Annotated in this window: 27 protein-coding genes, 1 pseudogene and 1 riboswitch; of the genes and pseudogenes, 13 read left to right on the plus strand and 15 right to left on the minus strand. The window is 70.3% G+C overall.

Annotated features, from left to right (window positions below; translation table 11 throughout):
• Positions 1–133: 133 nt before the first annotated feature.
• Positions 134–247: pseudogene (locus Q0840_RS19070) on the plus strand (integrase core domain-containing protein); the annotation flags it as partial.
• 63 nt (positions 248–310) lie between these two features.
• Here Q0840_RS19070 and Q0840_RS07970 read toward each other — a convergent pair.
• Both Q0840_RS07970 and Q0840_RS07975 read right to left on the minus strand, forming a co-directional pair.
• Positions 311–1,159, minus strand: a complete 849-nt coding sequence (locus Q0840_RS07970; RefSeq protein ID WP_298458413.1) for a CPBP family intramembrane glutamic endopeptidase — start codon at positions 1,157–1,159, stop codon at positions 311–313.
• A gap of 416 nt (positions 1,160–1,575) precedes the next feature.
• Positions 1,576–1,986: a MerR family transcriptional regulator gene (locus tag Q0840_RS07975; RefSeq protein WP_298458415.1), complete on the minus strand. Its 411-nt coding sequence runs from the start codon at positions 1,984–1,986 to the stop codon at positions 1,576–1,578.
• Positions 1,987–2,119: 133 nt separating this feature from the next.
• On the opposite strand from Q0840_RS07975, the gene Q0840_RS07980 reads away from it, so the two are divergent.
• Positions 2,120–3,109, plus strand: coding sequence for an arsenic resistance protein (locus Q0840_RS07980; RefSeq protein WP_298458417.1), 990 nt, complete (start codon positions 2,120–2,122; stop codon positions 3,107–3,109).
• 178 nt (positions 3,110–3,287) lie between these two features.
• Here Q0840_RS07980 and Q0840_RS07985 read toward each other — a convergent pair whose 3' ends face one another.
• Positions 3,288–3,701 (minus strand): hypothetical protein, encoded by a 414-nt coding sequence (locus Q0840_RS07985; RefSeq protein ID WP_298458420.1) that lies wholly within the window; start codon positions 3,699–3,701, stop codon positions 3,288–3,290.
• A 525-nt stretch (positions 3,702–4,226) separates the two neighbouring features.
• Positions 4,227–4,367: a hypothetical protein gene (locus Q0840_RS07990; RefSeq protein ID WP_298458423.1), complete on the minus strand. Its 141-nt coding sequence runs from the start codon at positions 4,365–4,367 to the stop codon at positions 4,227–4,229.
• 261 nt (positions 4,368–4,628) lie between these two features.
• Here Q0840_RS07990 and Q0840_RS07995 point away from each other — a divergent pair, with 261 nt between their 5' ends.
• Positions 4,629–5,279, plus strand: a complete 651-nt coding sequence (locus Q0840_RS07995) for a hypothetical protein (protein WP_298458425.1) — start codon at positions 4,629–4,631, stop codon at positions 5,277–5,279.
• 94 nt (positions 5,280–5,373) lie between these two features.
• Here Q0840_RS07995 and Q0840_RS08000 read toward each other — a convergent pair whose 3' ends face one another.
• The 6 genes from Q0840_RS08000 to Q0840_RS08025 all read right to left on the minus strand — a co-directional run bounded on the left by Q0840_RS08000 (position 5,374) and on the right by Q0840_RS08025 (position 9,480).
• On the minus strand, positions 5,374–5,748 hold the full coding sequence (locus Q0840_RS08000; protein WP_298458430.1) for a hypothetical protein: 375 nt from the start codon (positions 5,746–5,748) through the stop codon (positions 5,374–5,376).
• 22 nt (positions 5,749–5,770) lie between these two features.
• A complete protein-coding gene (locus tag Q0840_RS08005; protein WP_298458433.1) occupies positions 5,771–6,367 on the minus strand; it encodes a recombinase family protein in 597 nt (198 codons plus the stop codon).
• Positions 6,368–6,527: 160 nt separating this feature from the next.
• Entirely contained in the window at positions 6,528–7,343 is an 816-nt protein-coding gene (locus Q0840_RS08010) for an AAA family ATPase (protein ID WP_298458541.1), read from the minus strand.
• 6 nt (positions 7,344–7,349) lie between these two features.
• Positions 7,350–7,655, minus strand: coding sequence for a hypothetical protein (locus Q0840_RS08015; RefSeq protein WP_298458436.1), 306 nt, complete (start codon positions 7,653–7,655; stop codon positions 7,350–7,352).
• Positions 7,656–7,696: 41 nt separating this feature from the next.
• Positions 7,697–8,386, minus strand: coding sequence for an ABC transporter ATP-binding protein (locus tag Q0840_RS08020; RefSeq protein WP_298458439.1), 690 nt, complete (start codon positions 8,384–8,386; stop codon positions 7,697–7,699).
• Positions 8,383–9,480: an ABC transporter permease gene (locus tag Q0840_RS08025; protein WP_298458442.1), complete on the minus strand. Its 1,098-nt coding sequence runs from the start codon at positions 9,478–9,480 to the stop codon at positions 8,383–8,385. The genes Q0840_RS08020 and Q0840_RS08025 overlap by 4 nt, the downstream gene beginning before the upstream one ends.
• A 174-nt stretch (positions 9,481–9,654) precedes the next feature.
• On the opposite strand from Q0840_RS08025, the gene Q0840_RS08030 reads away from it, so the two are divergent.
• The 4 genes from Q0840_RS08030 to Q0840_RS08045 all read left to right on the plus strand — a co-directional run bounded on the left by Q0840_RS08030 (position 9,655) and on the right by Q0840_RS08045 (position 12,742).
• Complete coding sequence (locus Q0840_RS08030) at positions 9,655–10,890, plus strand: sensor histidine kinase (protein ID WP_298458445.1); 1,236 nt, start codon at positions 9,655–9,657, stop codon at positions 10,888–10,890.
• Positions 10,887–11,525 carry a response regulator transcription factor gene (locus tag Q0840_RS08035; RefSeq protein WP_298458448.1) on the plus strand — a complete coding sequence of 213 codons (639 nt, stop codon included), beginning with the start codon at positions 10,887–10,889 and terminating at the stop codon, positions 11,523–11,525. The genes Q0840_RS08030 and Q0840_RS08035 overlap by 4 nt, the downstream gene beginning before the upstream one ends.
• A gap of 120 nt (positions 11,526–11,645) precedes the next feature.
• A complete protein-coding gene (locus Q0840_RS08040; RefSeq protein ID WP_298458451.1) occupies positions 11,646–12,269 on the plus strand; it encodes a DMT family transporter in 624 nt (207 codons plus the stop codon).
• A 317-nt stretch (positions 12,270–12,586) separates the two neighbouring features.
• Positions 12,587–12,742, plus strand: a complete 156-nt coding sequence (locus Q0840_RS08045) for a hypothetical protein (RefSeq protein WP_298458455.1) — start codon at positions 12,587–12,589, stop codon at positions 12,740–12,742.
• Positions 12,743–12,873: 131 nt separating this feature from the next.
• Here the strand turns inward: Q0840_RS08045 and Q0840_RS08050 are convergent, their stop codons facing one another.
• From Q0840_RS08050 to Q0840_RS08060, 3 genes are all read right to left on the minus strand, one after another.
• A complete protein-coding gene (locus Q0840_RS08050) occupies positions 12,874–13,251 on the minus strand; it encodes an ATP-binding protein (protein ID WP_298458458.1) in 378 nt (125 codons plus the stop codon).
• Between the two features lie 158 nt (positions 13,252–13,409).
• Complete coding sequence (locus Q0840_RS08055; protein ID WP_298458542.1) at positions 13,410–14,045, minus strand: DUF305 domain-containing protein; 636 nt, start codon at positions 14,043–14,045, stop codon at positions 13,410–13,412.
• 107 nt (positions 14,046–14,152) lie between these two features.
• On the minus strand, positions 14,153–14,554 hold the full coding sequence (locus tag Q0840_RS08060; protein WP_298458461.1) for a four-helix bundle copper-binding protein: 402 nt from the start codon (positions 14,552–14,554) through the stop codon (positions 14,153–14,155).
• 226 nt (positions 14,555–14,780) lie between these two features.
• Here Q0840_RS08060 and Q0840_RS08065 point away from each other — a divergent pair, with 226 nt between their 5' ends.
• Positions 14,781–16,976: a heavy metal translocating P-type ATPase gene (locus Q0840_RS08065; RefSeq protein ID WP_298458463.1), complete on the plus strand. Its 2,196-nt coding sequence runs from the start codon at positions 14,781–14,783 to the stop codon at positions 16,974–16,976.
• 89 nt (positions 16,977–17,065) lie between these two features.
• Positions 17,066–17,977 carry a F510_1955 family glycosylhydrolase gene (locus Q0840_RS08070; RefSeq protein WP_298458465.1) on the plus strand — a complete coding sequence of 304 codons (912 nt, stop codon included), beginning with the start codon at positions 17,066–17,068 and terminating at the stop codon, positions 17,975–17,977.
• Positions 17,978–18,021: 44 nt separating this feature from the next.
• Here the strand turns inward: Q0840_RS08070 and Q0840_RS08075 are convergent, their stop codons facing one another.
• Positions 18,022–19,020, minus strand: a complete 999-nt coding sequence (locus tag Q0840_RS08075) for a potassium channel family protein (RefSeq protein ID WP_298458468.1) — start codon at positions 19,018–19,020, stop codon at positions 18,022–18,024.
• Positions 19,021–19,187: 167 nt separating this feature from the next.
• On the minus strand, positions 19,188–19,811 hold the full coding sequence (locus Q0840_RS08080; RefSeq protein WP_298458471.1) for a DUF305 domain-containing protein: 624 nt from the start codon (positions 19,809–19,811) through the stop codon (positions 19,188–19,190).
• Positions 19,812–19,843: 32 nt separating this feature from the next.
• Here Q0840_RS08080 and Q0840_RS08085 point away from each other — a divergent pair, with 32 nt between their 5' ends.
• The 4 genes from Q0840_RS08085 (at position 19,844) to Q0840_RS08100 (ending at position 23,197) form a co-directional block, all read left to right on the plus strand.
• Positions 19,844–20,218 carry a hypothetical protein gene (locus tag Q0840_RS08085; protein WP_298458474.1) on the plus strand — a complete coding sequence of 125 codons (375 nt, stop codon included), beginning with the start codon at positions 19,844–19,846 and terminating at the stop codon, positions 20,216–20,218.
• A complete protein-coding gene (locus tag Q0840_RS08090) occupies positions 20,215–20,946 on the plus strand; it encodes a response regulator transcription factor (RefSeq protein WP_298458477.1) in 732 nt (243 codons plus the stop codon). Before Q0840_RS08085 ends, Q0840_RS08090 begins: the two co-directional genes overlap by 4 nt.
• Complete coding sequence (locus tag Q0840_RS08095) at positions 20,943–22,070, plus strand: ATP-binding protein (protein ID WP_298458480.1); 1,128 nt, start codon at positions 20,943–20,945, stop codon at positions 22,068–22,070. Before Q0840_RS08090 ends, Q0840_RS08095 begins: the two co-directional genes overlap by 4 nt.
• A 100-nt stretch (positions 22,071–22,170) precedes the next feature.
• Positions 22,171–22,358, plus strand: a riboswitch (cyclic di-AMP (ydaO/yuaA leader).
• 146 nt (positions 22,359–22,504) lie between these two features.
• Positions 22,505–23,197, plus strand: a complete 693-nt coding sequence (locus Q0840_RS08100) for a C40 family peptidase (RefSeq protein WP_367183087.1) — start codon at positions 22,505–22,507, stop codon at positions 23,195–23,197.
• Positions 23,198–24,286 lie beyond the last annotated feature (1,089 nt).

Consider the following 24,286-nt stretch of genomic DNA (forward strand, 5'->3'; position numbering starts at 1 on the left):
GCATCACCGTCGAACGAGTCATCAGCGACAACGCCAGGAACCACCGGCCCTCCCGCGACTTCACGGCCGCGGCCGGGCAGCGGGGCATCCAGCTGAACTCGTCAAGCCGTACTGCCCCTGAACCAACGGCAAGATCGAGCGCCTCAACCGCACCCTCGCCGCCGAGTGGGCCTACTCGCGCGTGTTCCACTCCAACACCGAACGCGCCGAACTCTTGCCCACCTGGCTCGAGCACTACAACCTAAACAGACCCCACCTCGGCGCCACCCAACCGACCGCGTCAACAACGTTGCGGGTCAGTACACCTAGGTCAGTAAATGAAGATCGCGAACATGTCTGGGTTGTGCGCGTGCACGATCGCGAGGAACACGATCGCGTCGAACAGCAGATGCACGACCAGCACGTACGTGAACGACCCGGTGCGCGTGAAGATCCATCCCTGCAGCAGCGCGAACGGGACGGTCAGGGCCGGTCCCCACTCCCGGTAGCCGAGCTCCCACAGGAACGAGACGAAGATCGTCGCCTGCAGCAGGTTGGCGATAAGCGTGGAGAAGTGGCGGCGCAACAGCGTGAAGCACGTGCAGATGAAGAACAGCTCGTCCCACGTGCCGACGGCGTTGACGCCGACGAAGAACCGGGCCAGCTCGCTGCCGTCGGTGATGTCCGGCCAGTTTTGGTATGCACCGGAGGTGATGAAGTAGAATGGCAGGATCGCCCAGCCCAGCAGCGGGACGGCGACCAGGTACACCTTCTCCGGCTGTGGCCAGTGTTGTCCGGTGCGCCATGGGAACCGGATGGCGTGCCGCTTGTAGACGAACCGGTCGATAAAGAACGGCACCACCACGGCCAGTGTGAGGGCGGTGCCGATTGCGACGTACCGCGGCCAGGAGACGTCGGCCTCCATCGACGTGGTGCTGACGATGGAGATCCCGACGCCAATGAGCAGCAGGTCCTTGCCGAGGCCACGGTCGAGCAGGAAGGCCGCGACGAGCGCCGCGGCGAGCACGATCCACCCGAGCGGGCGCACGTGGGCGCCGAAGAGCAGGAACGCCGAGAGCGAGACGCCCGCCGCCGGCACCAGCGTGCGGGCGGTGGTGCGCGGGCGTGCGAGGTCCGCGGGGGGCGCCGCGCCGGCGGACTGGACGGCGCCTGCCGGCACTGCGGCGTCAGACGTTCGGGGATCAACTGGCCAAGCCACGGGCCCAGGATGCCGTGTCCCACGCTCCTATGGTTCGTCAAGCCGGTAGGCCGTGCTCGAGTTGGCGGTAGAGGCGTCGGCGAGGTAGCGCTTGAGGCAGCGGCGGATCTTGCGGCCGGTCTTGCCCTCGGCGCGGTGGCGTTGGATGTAGTCGCGGGCCTGCTGGTGGTCGCGAGTCCGCGAAGCGCGACGACGTGCAGGGCACGGTTGAGCTGGCGATCCGCGGATCGATTCAGCCGATGCCGCCTTCCAGCTCGAGCCGGTCAACCAGGCCCAGCACGAGCCCGTACGCCACGACTACTGAGCACCCTGCGAAGCGGCGAATGGCTCGCGTACGCGCCGCTCACGCCGCTGGCTAGTCAGCCACGTAATGTCGGTCAGGGGCAGGGGCGCCGGCGCTGCGTGACGCACTCGGAGGAGCAGTGGTCGTCGGAGTCGGGGCAGGCAGCCAGGTCGGCCTGCGCGGCGTCCAGCCGCTTGCTCAGACGTTCCAGGCGCGCGCGCTTGTCGTTGAGTCGTCGGATCTGCTGGGTCAGCAGCGGGGCGAGGTGCTCGCGGACGTCGGTGCACGAGCGGGTTCGCAGCACCGTCAGGTGCTCGCTGATCTGCTCCAGCGACAAGCCGAGCTCCTTGCTCGCCTCGATCAGGTCCAGGCGCACCAGGTCGGCCTCGTCGTAGTCGCGGTAGCCGTTGGCCGTGCGGGCCACCGGCAGCAGCCCGGCGTCCTCGTAGAAGCGCAGCGTGGTCGCCGGGACCCCGCTGCGCCGGGTGACTTCGGAGATGCGCACACCAGTGACGGTAGCGACCCCCGTCCGCCTTGACCTTCCAGCGGCTCGAAGTTTTACGGTCGGTGCCCGTGCCCACCCCACCGCCGCGACCCGCCCCACTGCTTGCTCCCGCACGTCACCTGCAGCGCCAGGCATGACCGGACGTCTCGTGGCCCGGCTCGAGCGGCACCAGATCGGCCTGTACCTGGTGGCGATCATCGCCGGCGTGGGCATCGGGCTGGCGGTGCCCGGCGCCCCCGGGCTCGAGGTGGCGATCAACCCGGTGCTGGCGCTGCTGCTCTACGCGACCTTCCTCAGCATCCCCTTCGCTGCCATCACCCAGGCCGCGCGCGATGGCAGGTTCATTGCCGCGGTGGTCGTGCTGAACTTCGTCCTGGTGCCGGTGATCGCCTACGGCCTGTCCCGCTTCGTTGCCGACGAGCCGGCCCTGGTCTTCGGGGTGCTGCTGGTGCTGCTGACCCCTTGCATCGACTACGTCATCGTCTTCAGCGGTCTCGCCGGAGCAGCCTCCGAGCGGCTGCTGGCCGCATCCCCACTGCTGATGCTCGCCCAGCTGCTACTGCTGCCGCTGTACCTGCTGATCTTCATCGGTCCCCAAGGCCTGGGCGTCGTGGAGGCCGGCCCCTTCGCCGAAGCGTTCCTCATCCTGATCGTCCTGCCGCTGACCGCGGCTGCAGCCACCCAGGCCCTGGCCCGCCGCCACCGGCTCGGGTTGCTCCTGCAGTCACTGCTGCAAGCTCTCATGGTCCCGCTGATGATGATCACCCTGGCCGTCGTCGTGGCCTCACAGGCGCAGCTGGCCAGTGGCGCCGCCGACCAGCTCCTGCGCGTGGTGCCGGTCTTCGCGGGCTTCCTGGTCGTCATGGCCGTCGTCGGTGCGCTCACCGGCCGCGCCTTCGGCCTGGACGTCCCGTCCCGGCGTGCCTTGATCTTCAGCGGCGCCACCCGCAACGGCCTGGTCATCCTGCCCCTGGCCCTCGCCCTACCCAGCTCGCTGTCCCTGGCACCAGCGATCGCCGTCACCCAGACCCTCGTCGAGCTCGTCGGCATGGTCATCTACGTCCGCATCGTTCCCGGCCTGGTGCCCCACCCACGCCCCACGCACACACTCCCTCAGCTGTAGTGCGGAAGGTGCGGCTTGAGACGACCCACTCGACGCCTCTCAAAACCAGTCGTTTCCGACACGCGGGTGGGCTCATGTCGGTCGAGGGCGTCGAGCGAGTCCAGCTCGGTCGCCTCAAGCGCGGCTGGGCAACGGGCGCCGTCACAGGGTGCGAGCGTGCAAGGTGGCGCCCGCGGCATCAGTGCTCAACGGCGACCACGGGCTCGTTCCCGGACTGCATCGCGGATCGATGACCCTTGGTAGCGGCAAGAACAGCAGCGACTCCGAGCGCTACCCATGCGACCACGCTGCCAAGCCCGACTGCGAAGATTCCGGGGATCCCGTACAGCGCCTCAGGCGGCGGTGGCTCCGCCGGCCCCTCGATGAGACCGAGACCCATGCTGATTGCGAGTGCGACCGTCACTCCCACTGCGATGCCATGGTGGGCCCGTGCTGCCCATACAACAGCGGAAGATCCCGCTGCCACCATGATGAGCACGATCCACGGCGTCGCGCCCGTGGTGAGCGCTTCGTGGTGCCGATACGACTCGCCGGCAAGTAGCGCGATAAACCACACTACTCCGGCGATGATTCCTATCCCGAACTTGACCATGGTTCACGCTCCTCATTGAGTTTGAGGCTTGTCTGCGCCGCGAAGTGCTGGTCGGTCGCAGTGTGATTACGTCTCAAGCTGTGTCAGCCGGTACGCCCCAATGTACACCGTGTGCCAATCCGCGCCGGGCTGCGCCCAATCACTAGCCTGGCGACAGTTGGTGTTTAGTCGAGCGCGTGGCGTTCCTTGAGGCGTTAAGGCGCGAAGCGACATGGCGTTATGTCATGGCCGTTCTGGCGACTTGTCGAGTAGGGACAGCGCTGCGATGGCGGGGTGCGGATCGAGGTCCCGGCGGGTGGCACGGCCGTGTGCCGACCCGCGTCCGGCTACTAGCCGCAAGGCCCGCCATGTCCGAAGTCGGTTAATTCTGAGACACGCGCTCGGCTCACGAGCGCGGGCCACCCGCACGCCGCGCCGACATGTGCGGATGGTCGCGACCGTACGAACGGCATGTCGGATGTCGTAGCCCGCGAGTCGAGGCCCCGGTCCTGGGGCGCGTGTGTTCGGAAACGACTTACGCGACGGTTAGTCGAGATGACGACGCTTGCGTACCAAAACAACACTGACGAGCGCGACCACGATCGCGGCGGCGAGCCCGAAAAGAGGGTCGAGATCGGGACCGGCGATGCCAGACGGGTCCGGGTGTTGGAAGCCAGTGAAGACCATCGTTCGAGCGTACCCGGCGGGTCCAGTCGTGGCGATGGGCGATGAGCGTTGGGTCCTAAGGGTCCTTTCCGGACAGTCGTCGACCGCCCGGGCGGAGCTGACTTCGTCACAGACTGGTGGCGTCGTCTACTCAAGCTGTGGCGGGCAGCTGCATCTCCACGCACCGGCCAGCGACTGGGGACCGCGCGCGACCGGCGGCATGAGCGCGTGCAGTCGAGGTAGCGTGCCAGACGAGTAGGAACGGAACTCGGAGAGAAAAAGGTGGGGGCGTTGGTCAGCGGCAGATGGACGAAGTCCGAGCGGACGAAGGCTCTGGCCGCCGAGCTTAAGGGAGCGGGTTTCGCTCGCAGTGGCGCCGACTGGGTGCTGGAGCGTAATGACCTCCGCTGGATCAGTTTCTTGAGCGTCGTGCGTGACCCCGACGGAGACATCTACGACGTGATGTCCGCGCTTTACAGGGTCGGCGAGAACCAAGAACAGTCGGGCGGCGATGTGATCTGCCAGTTTGGCGTCGCCGACGTGTTGGGTCTTGACGCACAACTCGCCTACGGACCCGCGACTCCGTCGCCTGACGATCCCCTGATCCGCGACGTCCAGACGACACTTCTGCCCTCAATAGAGCGGCATGACACCGCACTCTCCGCCCTGCGCGCCCTCAGTGACGGCGCCATCCGCGAGACCGGATGGCCGATCAGCAACCCCGCTAGCGCGGTCCTCTCAGGCTGGCACGCAGCGAAGCGCCTGGGGTACCTCGACGAGGTCAACCGCGCGGAACTCATCGTCAGCAGCACTGCTTGGGACCGGAGGACACGTCGCTTCATCGAAGAGACCGCTGCAGCGTGGGGTGTCGGGAACCAGCTGGTACCGGGAAGGTCGCCCTCGCGGTGGGGCTCACTACTCCGAAGGTCTTAGCCCGGCGCACCGTGCAGCTCTTGAACGCCACAGTCGGGAGCGCTGTGGCGAGTACGCGCGCAGCGGCAGATCCGGGCAAGCGGTCAGACGGTGCCTAGCGCTTCTCCCAGCCGCCTTCTACGTAGACGGCGCGTGCCCAAACCTCGCCGGGTGCGACCACGGGCAACGACTCACCCTCGGCCCTCTGTCGATCCTCAAGATTCTTGAAGCTGCCCTTGTGGACGGACGTGAAGCCCCGCTTGCGGAGCTCAGCGGTGGCATCCATTCGCGACTCGGCACTTACGAGCACTTCGACTCCGCACCCGTACTCCGATGTCGACGGCCGGTTGTCGTTGATGACGCCAACGTAGAAGACCTGCACCTGCTGGACGATACGCCACCCCCGTGCCAACTCGCCGTCCCTCACCCCGGTGCCCGACCTTGCGCTCATCGGCATGAGCGTTAAGCCGTCGTCGACGGGTCCGGCCACCAGTTGGCCCTGCCGACTCGGCCTACGCCGTGCTATTCGGGAGTCGTGAGGCGCGCGTGGTGGGTGGGCGGTTGAGGGCTCGGTAAATGGTGGTGCGGCTGACGCCGAGCACGCTCCCGATCTGGGCGACGGTCATTTCCTTCTGCTCGTACATCCGACGTGCCGCTCGGACCTGGTCAGCTGACAGCAAGGAGGGTCTTCCACCGGTGCGCCCACGCGCTCGGGCCGCCGCCAGACCGGCGTTCGTTCGCTCACGGATGAGGTCGCGTTCGAATTCTGCGAGGGCGGCGAACACGTGGAAGACGAGCCGGCCGCCGGGGGAGGTGGTGTCGATGGTCTCCTGCAGGGATCGGAACCCGACGCCACGGTCGGCGAGGACCTCCAGCTGGTCGATGAGATGCCGGATGGAGCGGCCGAGGCGATCCAGACGCCACACGACGAGGGTGTCGCCGGGGCGGAGCTGGTCGAGCAGCTTGTCGAGCTCGGGTCGGTGCTGCAGCGACCCGGAGATGGTGTCGACGAAGACGCGGTAGCAGCCGGCGTTGGTGAGTGCATCGATCTGGAGCGAGGCGTCCTGGTCGGTGGTGGACACGCGCGCGTACCCGAGGAGGTGTCCCATCGGCCGACCGTACCGAAACTCGTGCGGTTGGGGGAGTGGCGCGACGTAGAAAGTGGCACTGAGTTACGCACCTAGGGACGGGTCGCGGCGCCTCGTAACGAGGTTGTGGCTTTCATCGCTAGGTGGCGGCGTGTTGTGCTCGCTGAGTGGCGGGGCGGTGTCAGGTCACGCCGATGACCAAGGTGCTCTGTGCTGCCTCTATGACGTCGTTGGTGATGGTCTGGAGCTTGTTGATCTTCAGCACGCGCTCGATCTGAGGGAAGAGGCGTTCGAGAAGCCGGAAGTTCCCTCGGGTGACGCGGGCGATGGCGGCGATGGCTTGGGCGTCGGTGAAGTCGTCGGGGTCGAGTGTCTTGCCGAGTTCGCGCCAGTGCCGCTGGAGGACGAAGAGCAGCTCGTCGTTGCCCAGGGGGCGGTAGTGATGGGCGAAGCCGACTCGGCTGTAGAACTGGGGGTAGTGGCTGAACTGCTTCTCCAGGCCGGGCATGCCGATGAGGATGACGGCGATGTTGTCGCGGTCGTATCGATCGCGGAGCAGCTCGAGCGCGGTCGGGCTGAGCCGTTCGGACTCGTCGACGATGATGAGCTGGACGTAGTTCTTGGGTCGCCAGGTCACCGCGGCGCCGTCCACGTGCTGCTGGATGCAGATGTTGGTCCGCGAGATCGCCAGGTTCAGGTCATCCCGCAGGAGACGGGGCGTTGTGAGGACCCCGGGGGTGTAGACGACGGTGCGGCTCTTGGCGAGGGCGGCGTAGATCTTGGCGTCGGTCTCGGAGCGTGGGCCCCAGTCGGTGAGCAGGTCATGGGCCTTGTCCCAGTGGGCGTAGCGGCGGGCGGAGACGGTCTTGCCGACGCCGGCGGCCCCGAAGCACAGGCCGATGGTGTGGCCGTGTCGTACGGAGTCGGCGAACTCGGTGAAGCGGCGGTGCTCATTGTCGCTACACCTCCCTAGAGCAGCCGGCTGCTTGCGCCGCAGGGCCGACTATGTGGCGATGGTTGTCGAGGTGCGCGTGTCGGGCAGAGGCCGAGCCGTCGCGCAGAGCACCGGGACAGCGTTGGCAACGCTCCGACGTACGGTCTCCACCGTGGTGGGCCCCAGTGAGCACTCCAAAGTGATCTGTGCTGTCTCGTCGGGCGTCGTGTCGTACTGCAGGCGATGGACGAGGACCCGGCGCGAGTGCAGGACCGAGAGGACCTTGAGGAGTCCCGCGGTGCCGTGGCTCGCGGCGAGGTGGATGACGAGCTCATCGGAGGGCACGTCGTACGCGCGGTCGCCGGCCGCAGGCACGACCTGCTCCCCGGCTCGGGCCGGGCGCCGTTCCACCGCGGTCAGGCGTGAGCGGAGTCGAGGACCGACGCGGCGCGGCCGTCGCGCATCTCGACGATGGCGTCCGCGGTGTCGAGGTGGTCGTGGTCGTGGGTGACCAGGACGGTGGCGGTGCCTCGTTCCCGGGTCAGGGTGGTGATCAGGTCCAGAACGGCGGCGCCGCGCTCGTGATCCAGGGCGCTGGTCGGTTCGTCGACGAGGAGGACCTCAGGGTTGTTCATCAGTGCGCGGGCGATGTTGACGCGCTGGCGTTGACCACCGGAGAGCTGGTGTGGCCGGCGGTCGGCTTCCTTCTCCAGCCCGACTGCGACGAGGAGCTCCCGGGCCCGGTCCCGCGCCGCTGCTGGTGGGGTGCCGTCGATGTGGGCCATCACCTGCAGCTGCTCGACGGCGGTGAGTGAGCCCAGCAGGTTGGGCTGCTGGAACACGATGCCGATCAGGGTCCGGCGCAGCCGAGTGAGGGCGTCGCGGTCGAGGTCGGCGGTAGGGGTACCTGCGACGGTGACCGTGCCCTGGTCGGGGCTGATGAGGGTCGCTGCGACAGCCAGGAGGCTGGACTTGCCCGAGCCCGACGGGCCGACGACGGCGGTGACCGTCCCGCTGGGCACGGTCAAGGTGACGTGGTCGAGGGCGACGAGGCGCCCTGCGCCGTCGGGGTAGGTGAGGGTGATGTCGGTCAGGTGCAGGCTCATCGGGCACTCCCAAGCGCGGTCAGGGGGTCGACGGACGTGATCTGGCGGATGGACAGGGCGGCGCCGGCGGCGCCGAGGACGACCATCACGGCGGCCGGGAGCAGGACGGTGGCGGGGTCCAGGACGAACGGCACCGAGCCTTGGACGAGCGCGCCGAGCCCAGCGGCGATGGCCGTTCCCAGGGCGGTCCCCAAGACGAGCAGCACCACCGCTTGACCGAGCGCGTCGCGCAGCAGGTAGCGGGTGGAGGCCCCGAGCGCCTTCAGGACCGCGACGTCGCCGGAGCGCTGGATCGTCCAGACCATGAAGAACGCTCCGATGACCAGAGCGGAGATCGCGAACAGGAACCCGCGCATCAGCTGCAGTGAGCCGTTCTCTTCACTGAACGACCCGATCGCCGACGCGGTGGCGCCCAGTGGGAGGGTCTTCGTGCCGAGTTGGTCGTCCGCCGCGGCGAGGTCCGTGCCGTCGATATCGGGGGCGATCAGGGCCACGACGGTGGCGACCTGCGTGCTCGGGTCATCAGCGCGCAGGAGCGGCTGGGTGTCGGTGAGATCCGCCCACACCACGGGGGTGTGGCTGTAGGAGCCCTCCCCGGCGATCGCTCCGACGACCAGATCGTGGCCCGCGGCGGTGACCTTGTCACCGGCCTGGGCGTCGAGCGCTTCGGCGGCGCCCACCGACAGCACGACGGTCCCTGCCTCGAGTGCCGTGCCGGCGTCTGTCTCTGGTAGCAGCGGTGAAGCTGGGCGGACCCCGAAGACCGACACGGCGGCCGTCCGCTCCTCGTGCTCGACGCGGGTGGTCACGATCGCCAGCGGCTCGGCGGCCTCCACACCCGGGACCTGCGCCCACTGCTCCCACGCCTCGGCCTCGAGGGTGGAGTCTGAGAACGACACGTCGCCGTCCTCGAGCGGGGCGGCGAAGGCCAGGTGGTCGGCCGGCAGGTCCAGGACGGCTGAGGTGTTCTCCCTACCCAAGCCGGCCGTCAGGCCCGAGAGCATGACGACGAGCATGGTGATCAGGATGATCACCACGCCCATGAGCGTGAACCGGCCCCGCGCGAAGCGCAGGTCTCTCCAGGCGACGAACACGTCGCGTCCCTTCTGTCTGCGGTGACGACCGGCAGGTCGACTCCCACAGCGTGCGCCGCGCGGAGCGGCCACCGCATCGCGCCCCAGAGGGCTCCTGCGACGCCGCAGGGGTGAGGGTCCGCTCAACCTTTTGAGCGATGGCCCCGGGTCGAGCGCGACCTACGCTGAGTGGACGTGAACCCCCTGGACCCGACCTCGCTGTCGCCCGTGCTGCGCACGCTGCGCGGGTTCCTGCACGCCTTGGTCGGGGTGCTCCTGCTCGTCGTGGTCGTGCGCGCCATGCGCCCGACGGGCAGCAGCCCTTCCCTCGGCATCGTGTGGGCCGCTGCGGCGATGGCCGTGATCTACGCGGCCGGCGCACTGATGCCGGTGGTCAAGCGGTCCGTCCACGCTGCCGCCGTGTGGCTGGCGGTGCTGCTCGCCGCCTGGCTCTGGCTGGTGATCTTGACCCCGGACGCGGTGTGGCTCGCATTCCCCCTGTTCTTCCTCGAGCTCCACCTGGCTGGCCGCTGGGGTCTACCGGCCGTGGTCGTGACGACCCTGGTCGCGGTCGGTGGGACCGCGTGGCACGCTGACGGTCCGCAGATGGGTGGCGTCCTGGGGCCGGCCATCGGCGCCGCGGTCGTGGTGGCTACGGTGCGCGGGTACGAGGCGCTGCACCGCGAGAGCGACCAGCGGCGGCTCCTGATTGCCGAGCTGACCGCCACCCGCAACGACCTCGCCCACGCCGAGCGCGCCGCCGGTGTCCTCGCCGAACGAGAACGCCTCGCCCGAGAGATCCACGACACCCTGGCGCAAGGGCTGTCCAGCATTCAGCTGCTCCTGCGGGCGGCCGAGCGCACCATTCACTCCGACCCCGACACCGCTCGCCAGCAGGTCGTCACCGCCCGCGAGGCGGCGGTGACGAACCTGGCCGAGGCCCGTCGCTTCGTCCATGACTGGACGCCACCAGACCTGGAGTCCGGCTCACTGCGCCACGCCTTGGAACAGCTCTGCCAGCGGACCACGGCCAGCAGCGGCATCCCCGTAGACCTCACCGTGTCCGGCACAGTCGTCCCGCTGCCCACCGGGCACGAGGTCGCCCTCCTACGCGTCGCCCAGCAAGCGATCGCGAACGCGATCCAGCACGCCGACGCACACCACATCCACCTCACGCTCAGCTACATGGACACCGAGATCGTCCTCGACGCGGTCGACGACGGACGCGGCTTCGACAACGCGTACAGCGGCGCCGTGCCCGCCCCCATCGGCACGCGCGACGGGTCGGACGGCAACGGCGCACGCGGCTTCGGGCTGGCAGCGATGCGCGCCCGCGCGGCTGCGCTCAACGGCACCCTCGCCATCGAGTCCGCGGCCGGTCGCGGGACCGCGGTAGCCGTGACCCTGCCCCTGCCCGGTGGGCAGCGATGACGGCTGAGGCCGAGGTCCGCATCGTGATCGCCGACGATCATCCCGTCGTCCGGGCCGGCCTGCGCGCGGTGCTGCAGACTGAGCCCGGCTTCGTCGTCGTCGCGGAATGCTCCACCGCCGAGCAGGCAGTCCAGCGCTGCGCCGCCGGCGACGCTGACGTCGTGCTCATGGATCTGCAGTTCGGAGCCGGCATGGGAGGCACGGCAGCAACCGCTGCGATCACACAGACGCCCGGCGCGCCTCGGGTGGTCATCCTCACCACCTACGACTCCGACGCGGACGTCATGGCCGCGATCGACGCAGGTGCCTCCGGATACCTGCTCAAGGACGCACCACCCGAGGAGCTGGCGGTCGCAGTCCGCACCGCCGCAGCGGGCGGGTCAGCCCTCGCACCTGCGATCGCCACCCGACTGCTCGAACGCCTCCGCGCTCCAGGAGTCGGACTCAGCCCCCGCGAGCTCGAGGTGCTCCAGCTCGTCGCTGAAGGACTGTCTAACCAGCAGATCAGCCAACGGCTCTTCCTCAGCCAAGCGACCATCAAGACCCACCTGGCCCACGTCTACGCGAAACTCGACGTCGACTCCCGCAGCGCCGCCGTCGCTACCGCGACCAAGCGCGGCATCTTGCGCCGCTGAGCGGCCCAAGTACCACGACGGTGGCTCGAGCAGCCCGCCACTTGAGCAGAAAGTTCCCCGCCATAGAACGGCGAAGACCACAACGTGGCCATCGGCGCTGGTCTAGTCGCTGGGGCGAGCGTGCTCATCAGTGGCCCAGGCGCCACCAGCGATCTCCGCGTCGGGGCGGCCCTGATAGCGGCTGCCTGCCTGTGCTGGGCAGTCGACAACAGCGTCACGGCTGAGCTTGATGAGCTCGCGCCCGCGCATGTCACCCTCGCCAAGGGGGTGGTTGCCGGTGGTGCGAACACCGTCATCGGTGTGGTGCTCGCCGACCCGCCCGGCCTGGTGACCGTTGGAGCGGCCTTGCTCGTGGGTGCGCTCGGTTACGGCATCTCGATCACGCTGTGGGTCGCTGGGGCCAGGGATCTGGGAGCGGCACGGGCGCAGGTCGTGTTCGCGACCGCGCCCTTCCTCGGCGCCGTGATCGCGTGGACGGTGTTCGGCGAGCCGGCAGCGCCGACGACGCTGCTGGCCCTGGTCATCGCCGCTGTGGGTGTCGCGCTGGTGTCCCGCTCAGATCACACCCACCTCCACGTCCACGAAGCCGTGGAGCATCACCACGAGCACGTGCACGACGACGGGCACCACGACCATGACCACCCCAGCGGGGCCGTCGGACGCCATCAGCACGCGCACACCCACGCACGGGCCGTCCACGACCACCCGCACGTACCCGACCTGCATCACCGTCACAGCCACTGAGGGACGTCACCGCGCAGGACGGTCGACGGCGGACATCGCTGCACGCCTGGCCGGGTCCGGTCGTCTCGAGGTCAGAGGCGGAGCTTGCCACTGCGGGTGTGCAGGGTCGGTCGTGCCCGGATAGACACGGTCCCGCGCGGGCGCTGTGAGGCTTCGAGATGGACGCTTGAAACTTCTGCGGAAGGCGCTTCGCGGGGGACTGTGCTGGCAAGTGGCGCGTGGCATCCTTGATCTGCGAGCCAGGCAAACGAGCGGCGCAGCGACGGCGAGTGTTCTGCCCGGGCGCCGCTCCACCGCAGCGAACCGATGGAGGTGACGTGAGCGATCACCACAAAGCACGTGGCGCATCCCGGGCGCCGGTGGATATCCAGTCGATCGCGCTGGCGGTGTACGTACTTGTCGGCGACAGCGTTAACGATTCGGAGTTCGACGATCACGTCACCGCGGCCATCGCCGCCCACGCGACCCGCTAGAACAGGTTGACCCGCGGCCTCATCGAAAACAGGCGTCCGGCGGCCGAGCGACTCGTGCGGGCCACGCGTCGTTCCCCTCACCGGATGACAACGCCGATTGTGGGTCGCGTGCCAGCGGTTCCTTGCCGTAGTCACGTCCGGACAGAGAGCAGGAACCACACCGACTTGCCACTGGGATCGAGTGCTTGACAACCCCAGTCGGTCGCCAGCAGGTCGACCAGCAAGACTCCGCGCCCACCCCCGGCGGTAGGGGCGGGCTGGAGCCGGCGGGGTTGGTCGGGGGACTGGTCGGTGACTGCCACGCCGAAGAGGTCGTCGTTCAGGCAGGTGTGGAGGACGACCGGGTGGCCTTGTGAGCCGTGGACGATGGCGTTGGTGAGGACTTCGCTGGTGAGCAGCTCGATCGTCGGCATCGCTGGCTGCTGCACGCCGGCAGTCGCCGCTTGGTCGAGGACCCAACGCCGACCGACCCGGACCGAGCTTGCGACGGGTGCGAGGGTCAGTGGCATGGGTCCTGTCCTTGGATGGGGGCTGCATCCAGCGTGCCCCTGCCTGCGCGTCCGCGCGACTGGCGGCACGTCCGGCTGCTCTGCCGAGGGTTCGTCGCAGGTGTTGGTCGACCGGCCGATCGCAGCTTTGGTGGCTCGCGCCCACGTGACCGGTGGTGTCACCCGGTGTCGCACTGGCGGTTCGCGGCGGCTTCGAAGGTCGGGACCTGGCGTGCCTGGGCCTGCTCGGGTGTGGTGGCGAGCCCGTTGGCTTCGATGTCCTGGATCAGCCACTCCATCTCGTCGATCTCGCGTCGCTGGGCTTCGCTGATCTCGGCGGCGAGCTCGCACACGCGGACGTCGACGATCTCGGCGCGCTCGGAGCGGGTGATGGCCAAGGAGTGGTGCGGGATCATCGCGCTCATCCAGCTGGTGTCCTGCACGGTGGTCTGGCTGCGATCCAGGTAGACCCCGCCACCGATCAGCAGGACGCCGGCCGTGACGGCGGCGATGTTGGCCTTGGTGTTCTTGTACATGTTCAGCATCCAGCCGAGCATCACCAACGCCATGGTTCCGCCCATGGTCAGCGCCATGAAGACGCGGCTCTCGCTGAAGCGGATGTGGTCCCACCGGTAGGTGCCGACGAACATGACCGCGTACATCACGACCATGCCGGTCAGGATCATGGCCGCGTACCGCAGGTACATGTTCCTCATGTGGTGACCACCCTGACCCTGACCGTGCTGCTGGACGTGGCCCTGGTCCTTGGCGTCGTGGTCCTGGTGCTGACCGTCGACCTGCTGGTGCCCCTTCATCGACACGGGCGCCGCTCCTTTCGCTGCTGACGTGATGTGGTGGTGGCGTCGCGGGTGCGCGGTCAGGCGCGACGGCGCCGGTGCGCCTGACCGCGTCCGGGAGGGGGTCAGGCGATGGCGTTGAGCAGCTCGGTGCACGCCTCCTCGCACGCCCGGCATGCCTCGGCGCAGATCCGGCAGTGCTCGTGCATCCCGGCGTGGCTGTCGCACTCGTCGCCGCAGGCGCGGCACGCGGCGATGCAGGCCTGCAGGTGGGCGCGGGTGACGTTGGCGTCGTAGCCGGTGTGGCGGGACAGGATGGCGGCGGTGGTGGCGCAGCTGTCGGCGCAGTCGAGGTTGGTGCGGATGCACTTGCGCAGGTCGGCGACCATGTCCTCGCTCAGGCACGCGTCCGCGCAGGCGGTACACGCCTGTGAGCAGGTGACCAGGGTGTCGATGACACGGGCGAGGAGCTCGCGGTCGAGGTTGATCTCGGCGGGGTAGGTCTGCAGCATCGCGGCGGTCTTCATCGTGCCCTCCGGTGGGTCTCGGTTGACGGCGCGTGGCCAACGTGAGCCCGCGCACCTGGACCCCATCGACGCTAGGGACCCCCGCGGCCGGTCGCATGGTGGGGCCCCGGGGGCGGCGATGAAGTTTCGATGAAGCCCCACCCCGGCGCACACACTGGGGAACACCAGCCCGGTCCAACGGGTTCCTGCCGAGTACCCCACAGGGGTATCCAAACGGGAGGTCACGATGAGCGCGGACGAGCACACCGGACACACCACGCACCCCGGTCTGGGCGGCGCCGGCCACCATGACGCGCACGCCGGCCCGGCGGGTGACCATGCCCAGCACGCGCCCACGGCGGCGGCCGATCCCGGCGGCGGCGACCACGGGGGTCACGGCGGTGGCGGGCACCCCGGTGGTGGGCAGCACGGGGCCGAGCAGGCCCACGCCCAGCACGGCAACGCCGGTCACGGGCACCACGTGGGTCAGTTCCGGGACCGGTTCTGGGTCAGCCTGGTGCTGGCGGTGCCGGTGGTGGTGTTCAACCACATGTTCGCCGACCTGCTCGGGTACACCCCACCGGCGTTTCCCGGGTCGGGGTGGGTCTCCCCGGTGCTGGGCACGGTGGTTTTCTTCTACGGCGGGTGGCCGTTCCTGACCGGCGCGGTGGTGGAGGCCCGCAGTCGCCGGCCCGGGATGATGCTGCTGATCGCGCTGGCGATCACGGTGGCGTTCGTCGCGTCGTGGGCCACCACGCTGGGTGCGGCGATGGAGCTGGACTTCTGGTGGGAGCTGGCGCTGCTGGTCGTGATCATGCTGCTGGGGCACTGGCTGGAGATGCGGGCCCTGGGTGCGGCGTCCGGCGCGCTGGACGCGCTGGCCGCGTTGCTGCCCGACCGCGCCGAGAAGGTCACCGGCACCGGGACGCTCGAGGTCGCCGTGTCCGACCTGGCCACCGACGACGTCGTGCTGGTCCGCCCGGGGGCCCGGGTGCCGGTCGACGGGCTGATCGTGGACGGCGAGGCGCACCTGGACGAGTCGATGATCACCGGGGAGTCCCGGGCCGTGCGTCGGGCTGGCGGGGACACGGTCGTGGGCGGCACCGTCTCGACCGACAGCACCCTGCGGGTGCGGGTCACTGCGGTCGGACAGGACACCGCCCTGGCCGGCATCCAACGGCTGGTCGCCGACGCCCAGGCGTCCAGCTCACGCGCACAGGCGCTGGCCGACCGCGCCGCCGCCTTCTTGTTCTACTTCGCCCTGGGCGCCGGCGTGCTGACTTTCGCGGCGTGGCTGGTGTTCGGGGACACCGCCGATGCGGTGACGCGGACCGTGACGGTGCTGGTCATCGCCTGCCCCCACGCGCTGGGTCTGGCCATCCCGCTGGTGATCTCGATCTCCACCGAGCGCGCCGCGCAGGCCGGTGTGCTGGTCAAGAACCGGCTCGCCCTGGAGCGGATGCGCACCGTCGACACGGTCCTGTTCGACAAGACCGGCACCCTGACGAAGGGCGCACACGCCGTCACCGGCGCCGTCGCGACCCACGGGGTCGACCAAGCCACGATGCTGGCCCTGGCCGCGGCGGCCGAGGCCGACAGCGAGCATCCGGTGGCGCGGGCCATCGTGCGCTCCGCCGGCCAGGTGTCGGCGACCGTGCGGAACTTCCGGGCCCTGCCTGGGCGCGGGGTGCAGGCCAGCGTCGACGGCCACGAAGTCGTCGTGGGCGGGCCGGCGCTGCTCGCCGAGCGGCAGTGGACGCCCCCGGCGGACGTGCAGGCCGCGACCCGGCCGTGGGTGGAGCGGGGGGCATCGGTGCTCCATGTCGTGCGTGACGGTCAGGTCATCGGCGCGGTCGCGGTCGAGGACGCCATCCGTCCCGAGTCCCGTGACACGGTCGCGGCCCTGCACGCCCGAGGTGTGCGGGTGGCGATGATCACCGGCGACGCCCAGCAGGTCGCCGACGCAGTCGCCGCCGAGCTCGGCATCGACGAGGTCTTCGCCCAGGTCCTGCCCACCGACAAGGACGCCAAGGTCAGCGAGCTGCAGGCACGCGGGCACAAGGTCGCGATGGTCGGCGACGGCGTCAACGACGCCCCTGCGCTGGCTCGGGCTGACGTCGGGATCGCGATCGGGGCCGGCACGGACGTCGCCGTGGAGTCCGCCGGGGTCGTCCTGGCCTCGGACGACCCACGCGGGGTGGTGTCGGTGATCGCGCTGTCCCAGGCGTCGTACCGCAAGATGTGGCAGAACCTGGTCTGGGCGACCGGGTACAACCTCATCGCGGTACCCCTGGCAGCGGGCGTCCTCGCGTTCGCCGGGTTCGTCCTGTCACCGGCCGTCGGGGCGATCCTGATGTCCGCCTCGACGATCGTGGTCGCCGCCAACGCCCAGCTCCTGCGGCGCCTGGACCTCGACCCCGCCCGTGTGGCCCAGCAGCAATGAGCAGCCCCGTGCCGGCTCCGCGGCCGCCCTCGCGCTGTGCCCGCACTGACCGTCCCGACGCCAGCCACACCGAGAGGCACCCTGACCTGATGCACCCTCACCACCGCACCACGGTCCGCGCCCTGGCGAGCCTGGGGCTCGTCGCCGCCGTTCTGGCTGGCTGCGCCGGGACCCCACGAGCCGGGACTGCCCCGCCGCCCGGACCGGCGGTGTCGGCCGGCCCCGGACCGGCCGACGCCGGTGCGGCTGCGGGGGAAGGCTTGCCGAGCAGCCACGTCCATGGCGTGGCGGTCAACCCCGCTGACGGGCTGGTGTACCTGGCCAGCCACGACGGACTGTTCCGGTACGGGGCCGACGGGCCGCAGCGGGTGGGGCCGGTCATCGACCTGATGGGGTTCACCGTCGCGGGGCCGGACCACTTCTACTCCTCCGGACACCCCAGCCCGGGCGTGGACCTCCCCACGCCGTTGGGGCTGGTGGAGTCCACCGACGCCGGGCAGACCTGGCAGCCGCTCTCGCGCGGCGGGCAGTCGGACTTCCATGCCTTGACCGCCTCGACCGCCGCGGTCGTCGGCTACGACGGCTCCGCGCTGCGCAGCACCACCGACGGGCAGACCTGGACCGATCTGGACGCACCGGTGGAACCGTTCGCGCTGGCCGCCTCACGCGACGGCCGGGTCCTCGTGTTGACCAGTCAGGCCGGGGTGTACCGGTCCGGCGACGGCGGGGCGACGTGGCAGCAGCCGCAGGCGCCGCTTCTGCAGTACGTGGCGTTCGCCGACGACACCGTGGCCGTGGGCGTCACCCCGGACGGTGACGTGGCCCGCAGCGACGACGCCGGCCAGACCTGGACCCAGGTCGGTGCCCTGGGTGAGCCGGTCGCGGCCGTCGGCGCGACCCGCGGCCCCGACGACACCGTGCGGGTCGTGGCGGTCACCGCCGACCAGGTGCTGGAGTCCAGTGACGGCGGCGCCACGTTCGGGGCCCTGACGACCAAATGACCGGCTGACGCGCCCCACGATCGCGCACCCTGTGTCCTAGGAGGTCACCAGGACCATCCATCGTTGACGACCATCGTGGCCAGGGTCCGCCGACGGTCGGCCGCCGCGGCGACGGCCGGCCCGAAGTCCGCGTCGCCAGCGACCGGGATTCCCGCACCCCGCAGCCCCGCCAGGTCCGGCGCCGGAGGTGGGTCGTCGACGCGGACGGGCATCGTCGAGGTGGCGCCCACGGTGTGCAGGTACCGGTCCACGGCCCGCCGCGTCGGCGCGACGGTGCCGGCCTCGGGTGCGGCGGCGGGCTGGACCGCTTCCTGGAGGAGGAACAGGGCCTCGTCCAGGTGTGCCACGGCCACCGGGGCCGCGGTGACCCGTGTGCTGCTGTGGAAATAGTGCAGCACCGGGTAGGCCAGGTGCTGCTCGGCGCTGGTGGCCAGGGCCCCGGTGAGGTTCACCAGCCGCTGCACGAACGCCGAGGAGAACTGGTCCCCGTCCCAGCCACCGGTGACCATGTCGACCGGGTCGGACCCCAGGGTCGCGATCTGCACCGCCAACGCACGCCGCGCCACCACCGCCGATACCACCGAGATCAGGTACGTGATGGCCAGGGTGATCACGAACAAGCCGGTGAAGCTCGCGGCCGCGGTCAGCACCCGGGTGACGCTGGTGGTGGCGACGAAGTCACCCACCCCCAAGGTGAACACGGTGAACCCCGCGTAGTACACGACGTCCGCGACGCCGGCCGGGGCGCGGGTGGTCGAGTTGACCACCGAGTCGGACGACAGCAGCACCAGCGCCCATCCGGCCCACAGCAGCGCCACCCACACCAGCACCGTCACGATCAAGAGGACCGCACCTGCCGCGGCGAGCACAGAGGAGTCGCTGTCGCGCCGGTGCACCCGCAGCAGCACCCGCCACAGCACCCCAGTCACGCGGCGGGTCAGCAGCCCCGCGCCGCCGCCGACGGTCACCGTGGTGGTCAACGCGTCCACCAGGACCAGCAGCACCAGGGCCGCTCCCAACACACCCACCAGCACGTCATCCATTTGTCAGCTCCATCGCCAGTGCGGCACGACCCCGGCCTGACCCACAGCCGGGATCACGCGGCGACGCCGGACCTGCGCAGGAAGCATCGGGCCGGGCGCGCCGCGGACCAACGGCACCACACTGCCGGGCCCGGTGTGATCGCCGGGCCCGGCATCAGGGGTTGGCCTCACAGGTCGCGCAGCAGGTTCTCCATCTCGGTGATCTCGCGCGTCTGGTCGTCGATGATCTTGCGCGCCAGCTCCCGGGCCTCGGCGTTGGCGCCGTCAGCCAGGTGCACCTCAGCCATCTCGATCGCACCGCGGTGGTGCTCGGTCATCATCTCCAGGAAGGCGCGGTCGAACTCCGCGCCCGAGAGCCCCTCCAGCTCGGCCATGGCGGACTCCATGTCCATCCCGCCCATGTCCATCCCGCCGTGATCCATCCCGCCCATGTCCGCGTCCTGGGGCTCTTCTTCGCCCCACGCCTGGAGCCATGAGGTCATCTCGTCGATCTCCGGGCCCTGCGCGGCGGAGATCCGCTCGGCCAGCGCCCGCACCTCCTCGCTGGCGGCCTTGTCGACCGCCAAGCCAGCCATCTCGACGGCGCCCTGGTGGTGGACGATCATCATCTGCGCGAACTCGGTGTCCGCGTCGTTGTGCTCACTGGCCTGCTCGACCTCCGGAGCGCTGGAGGTCGCCGCTGCGGCCGGCGGTTCGGCGGGCGGCTCGGCGGCGTCAGAGCAGGCGGTCAGCCCCGCCGCCAACGCCAGGGCGGTTGCCGTAGCAGCCAAGCGCCGCCGGGTCGTGGTCATCACGGAAGTTCCTTCCCAGAACAGGTGTGCAGGTGGTTCAGGCGGTCGCGCTCGGGGTGCAGCACGAGTCGTTCTCGGTGGCGTCGCCACCGCAGCAGCCGCCGTCGCTGGTGACGGCCTGGGCCGTCTCGCGCGTGTCCTGCGCGGTGGGGGCGGTCGTGATGGTGGCCGTGGTCGTGTCCTGGCAGCAGCCCATCGGGTCTCTCCTTCGTGGTGTCATACGGCAGATCCGCGTAGAGCGGCGGCAGCGGTGGTCAGCCAGCGCACTGGCCGCGCGGCCGGCGCGGGGCACCGCCGCGAACGCGCACCATCATCGATGCCTACGGCCGAAGGGCCCGTCACCGGCCGATCAAGGTTCGATGAAGATCGCGGGCCCGGTGGCCGGCCTGCCGATACTGGGGCAGTGAGCATCCCTTCGTTCCCAGCAGCGGCATCCCGGCGTGCGGTCGTCGTCGACGACGAGCAGGCACTGGCGCGGCTGGTGGCCGGGTACCTCGAGCGGGACGGGTTCGAGGTCCACGTCACCCACGACGGCGCCCAAGCGGTCGGGGTGCTGCGCGCGGTCGACCCCGACGTGGTCGTCCTGGACCTGGGCCTGCCGGGTCTGGACGGGGTGGAGGTGTGCCGCCAGCTGCGGACCTTCTCCGACTGCTACGTCATCATGCTGACCGCCCGCGCCGAAGAGGTCGACACCCTCATCGGCCTGTCGGTGGGTGCCGACGACTACATGACCAAGCCCTTCAGTCCCCGCGAGCTCATGGCCCGGGTCAGGGTCCTGCTGCGCCGACCCCGCCGGTCCGCACAGCCCGCCTCCACCCCGACCCCTCGGCCGAGCGTCGACGTCGGCCCGCTGCGCCTGGACCTGGACGCCCGCGAGGTCCACCTCGACGGTCTGCCGGTGCCGTTGACCCGCACCGAGTTCGACGTCCTGGCGGCCCTGGCATCCGGACCCGGTCGGGTGTTCAGCCGACGGGCACTGATCGAGGCGGTGTGGGGACCGAACTGGGTGGGGGACGAGCACCTGGTCGACGTCCACGTCCTGCACGTGCGCCAGAAGCTCGGCGACAGCCCCGAGCGGCAGCGGTTCGTCCGCACCGTCCGCGGGGTCGGCTACCGGATCGGCACCGGCACATGAACCCCGCCCGGGGAACCCGGTGGGGGCTGGCCGCGCGGCTGCTCGCCGCACTGGTCGTGGTCCTGGCCGTGGCAGCGGTCACCGCGTGGCTGGTCGCCTCCGCGGTCGGGCCGGGCCTGTTCCACGAGCACATGGTCCGCGCCGGCCTGCAGGACCACGACCAGGCGGTGATGCACGCAGAGCGGGCGTTCCGCGACGCCAGCGCCGTCTCCCTGGCCCTGGCCCTGAGTGCCGCGGCGATCGCCTCCGCAGGCGTCAGTGTCGTGCTCGCCCGGCGCATCGGCCGGTCCCTGGCCACCGTGTCCACGGCGGCCGCACGCCTGGGCGCGGGCCAGTACGAGTCCCGCGTCCCCACCGCCGGCCTCGGCGCGGAGTTCGACGACCTGGCCGCCTCGTTCAACACCATGGCCGCCCGCCTGCAAGACGCCGACCGGCTACGCGGACGCCTGCTGGCCGACGTCGCCCACGAGGTCCGCACCCCCGTGGCCACCATCGCCGGCTACCTCGAAGCGGTCCAGGACGGGGTCCAACCGCTGGACGATGCCACCATCACGGTGCTGGGCGACCAGGCCGCACGACTGACCCGGCTCGCCCAGGACCTGGCCGCCGTGACCCGCGCCGAGGCCGGCGACCTGACGCTCGACGTCGAGCCCGTCCCCGCACGCGACCTGCTCGAGCAGACCGCCATGGCATGGCGCGACCGCGCCACCGCGGCGGGCGTCCACCTGACCCTCGACCCCGACACCACCGCCGCGCCGGTGGCCGTCGACCGCCACCGCATCGCCCAGGTCCTGGACAACCTGGTCGCCAACGCCCTGCGGCACACCCCGCCCGGCGGCACCATCACCCTGCACGCCGCGCCCGCCGACGGCTCCGGCCGCGTTGCCCTGTCCGTCGTCGACACCGGCGAGGGCATCGCCCCCGAGCACCTGCCGCACGTGTTCGAGCGGTTCTACCGCGCCGACACCGCACGCGACCGCGCCAGCGGCGGATCAGGCATCGGCCTGGCGATCTGCAAAGCCCTCACCGAAGCGCACGGCGGCACCATCACAGCCACCAACGCCGGCGTCGGCGCCGGCGCGGCGTTCATCGCCACGCTCCCGGCAGCCACTGTCAGCCCGTAGCGCACCCGGGACTCGCCGACAGCGGTTCGTGACCGGATCGTGACAATGGCGTGTCCGTGCGGTTAGCATCACCGCCAGCCTCGGCCTCGCCGGGGTCGCCTGAGGTGGACCGCCGAGTCCTGCCACCACTGATGGCCTCGTGAAATCTCGCTGGCAGGAGCGGGGGACCCAATGTTCGTCGGGCGCCGGTCACGGTGCCCTTGGGGTGAAGCCTGCCCATTCGGGCTGGCCGGGTGCTGCTCCGACCCGAACCCGACAGCTGACCTCGCAGGCGACCGGAGAGGGCACCCATGTCACCGACGCCTGCCTCGGCGCGTCACCGTTCGCCCGGCCGGCCGGCAACGCCGCTGACCGACCTCGCTGCAGCCGCGACCGGCTCGATCGCTGTTGTTGGGCGTCGCACGGCGGTCGCGGCCGCGTCCGCTGGGCTGGTCGTGTCCAGCCTCGCCGCGCCGGCCGGTGCTGCCCCCGAGGCTGCGGCGGTCACCCGTGTGCCGGCCGTGGACACCTCCGCGCTGACCGCGCAGGCCCGCGCGGTCCTCGCGACCGCACCGGTGGTCACCGTGGCAGCGGACGTGCAGTTCGCTCTCGACGTGCCTGCAGTCACCGTGGTCAAGGACCCGCCCCCGCCGCCGCCGCCGCCCAAGGTCGTGGCGCCCAAGCCGCGGGCCGCAGCCGCCAGCCGCAGTGCCCAGCGCGCACCTGTCGCGGCGGCCGCCGCGCAGCCGGCAACCGAATCGTCCGCGGCCGAGCCTGCTGCCGAGCCCGTGGGTGCGGCCGCGCCCGCCAGTGCCAACGGCAACGCGATCGTGGAGATCGCCTCGCGGTACGTCGGGGTGCCGTACCTGTGGGGCGGCAGCACCCCGTCAGGGTTCGACTGCTCGGGCTACACCTCGTACGTGTTCGCGCAGGTCGGGATCAAGCTGCCGCGGACCTCGTCCGCGCAGCGCAACGTCGGCACCGTCGTGCCGCGGTCCGAAGCCCAGCCGGGCGACCTGATCTGGACCCCCGGGCACATCGCCATCTACGCCGGCGGCAACACACAGGTCGACGCACCCCGGCCGGGCAAGAGCATCCAGATCCGCGAGATCTGGCAGTCCAACCCGATCTTCATCCGGGTCTCCTAGACCGCGCGGGAGGTCCTGGGTGCGGAGGGTGCCCAGGACCTCCGGCGTGTTTGGCGACGGTGACGGGCTACGTCACTGTCGCCGCAGTGCGGCGTCTCGCGGGCCTCGACTGAAGCACGCGCAACGGGGATCACACCGAGCCGACGCTCGGCGGAGGCGAGAAGATCCACGCTGCACCCCGTGAGCGCAGCTGCATACTGGTCGGTCCCGGGCCACCGGCCGCCGCATTCGTCGTCTCGGCGTCGCACCCGTCATGATGTGGCGCCCCCGCAGTGGGCGGATGCTGTCGCCTGCGCGTCATGCGATGCGCAGGCCTACTGCAGGTCGGGGCCCCATCGGATCAGGAGGTGACGTGGCAGCTACGCGTAGCCTCTCGCGCTTCCTGAGTCATGTGATCCCCGCGGCCGTGATGCTGGTGATGGTGCTTGCGCTCACCGTCGCGCACGGCGGTGGCGTCGTGTCCGGGTCCACAGACGCCCACGTCGCGCTGCCCGTGTCTGCCCACGCGGTGACCCACCGGCAGCCGGTGGCCCTGATGGTTCCCGACCGTGTCGATGCACCTAGCTCCACGGTCGTCGCAGTGAACGACAGCGGAACTGACCATGACGCGGTCGCGAGTTGCATGCTCGCGGTCGCCGCGCTCGTGGGCCTCGCCGCCCTCACGCGCTTCGCGCGCCGAACAGCCAACTACCCCAGCTCTCCGAGCTGGCGGCGCGCGCGTGGTCCCATACCGCGCCTGATCCAGCGAGCCGGGGTGGGGCGACCACCGCGGTTTGGTCTGTGCGTGCTGAGAACGTAAGCCTTGCCGTGAAGCGGCTCGCCCGAGTACGCCGCGCCGCGTCGCCGGGGCGCCGCTCCGCGCAGCCATGTCTATGGTCTGGGCGTCAACCCCCGCGGTGACCTCAAAGGGAAGCCGTAGACCTTCGACGGGCAAAGCCTGGTCGACGACGGGCACGGCGTCGATCACGTACCCAGGGCTTTCACCGTCCTCAGCGAGCACTCATGCGTGGCGGTCACCCTTACCGGCGTGGATCAACCACGATGTCGGTCGCTGTGGGCGTCAGCTTCCCCCGCAGCCTTGAGCATGCT

Source organism: uncultured Cellulomonas sp., from assembly GCF_947494015.1.
Taxonomy (GTDB): Bacteria; Actinomycetota; Actinomycetes; order Actinomycetales; family Cellulomonadaceae; genus Pengzhenrongella.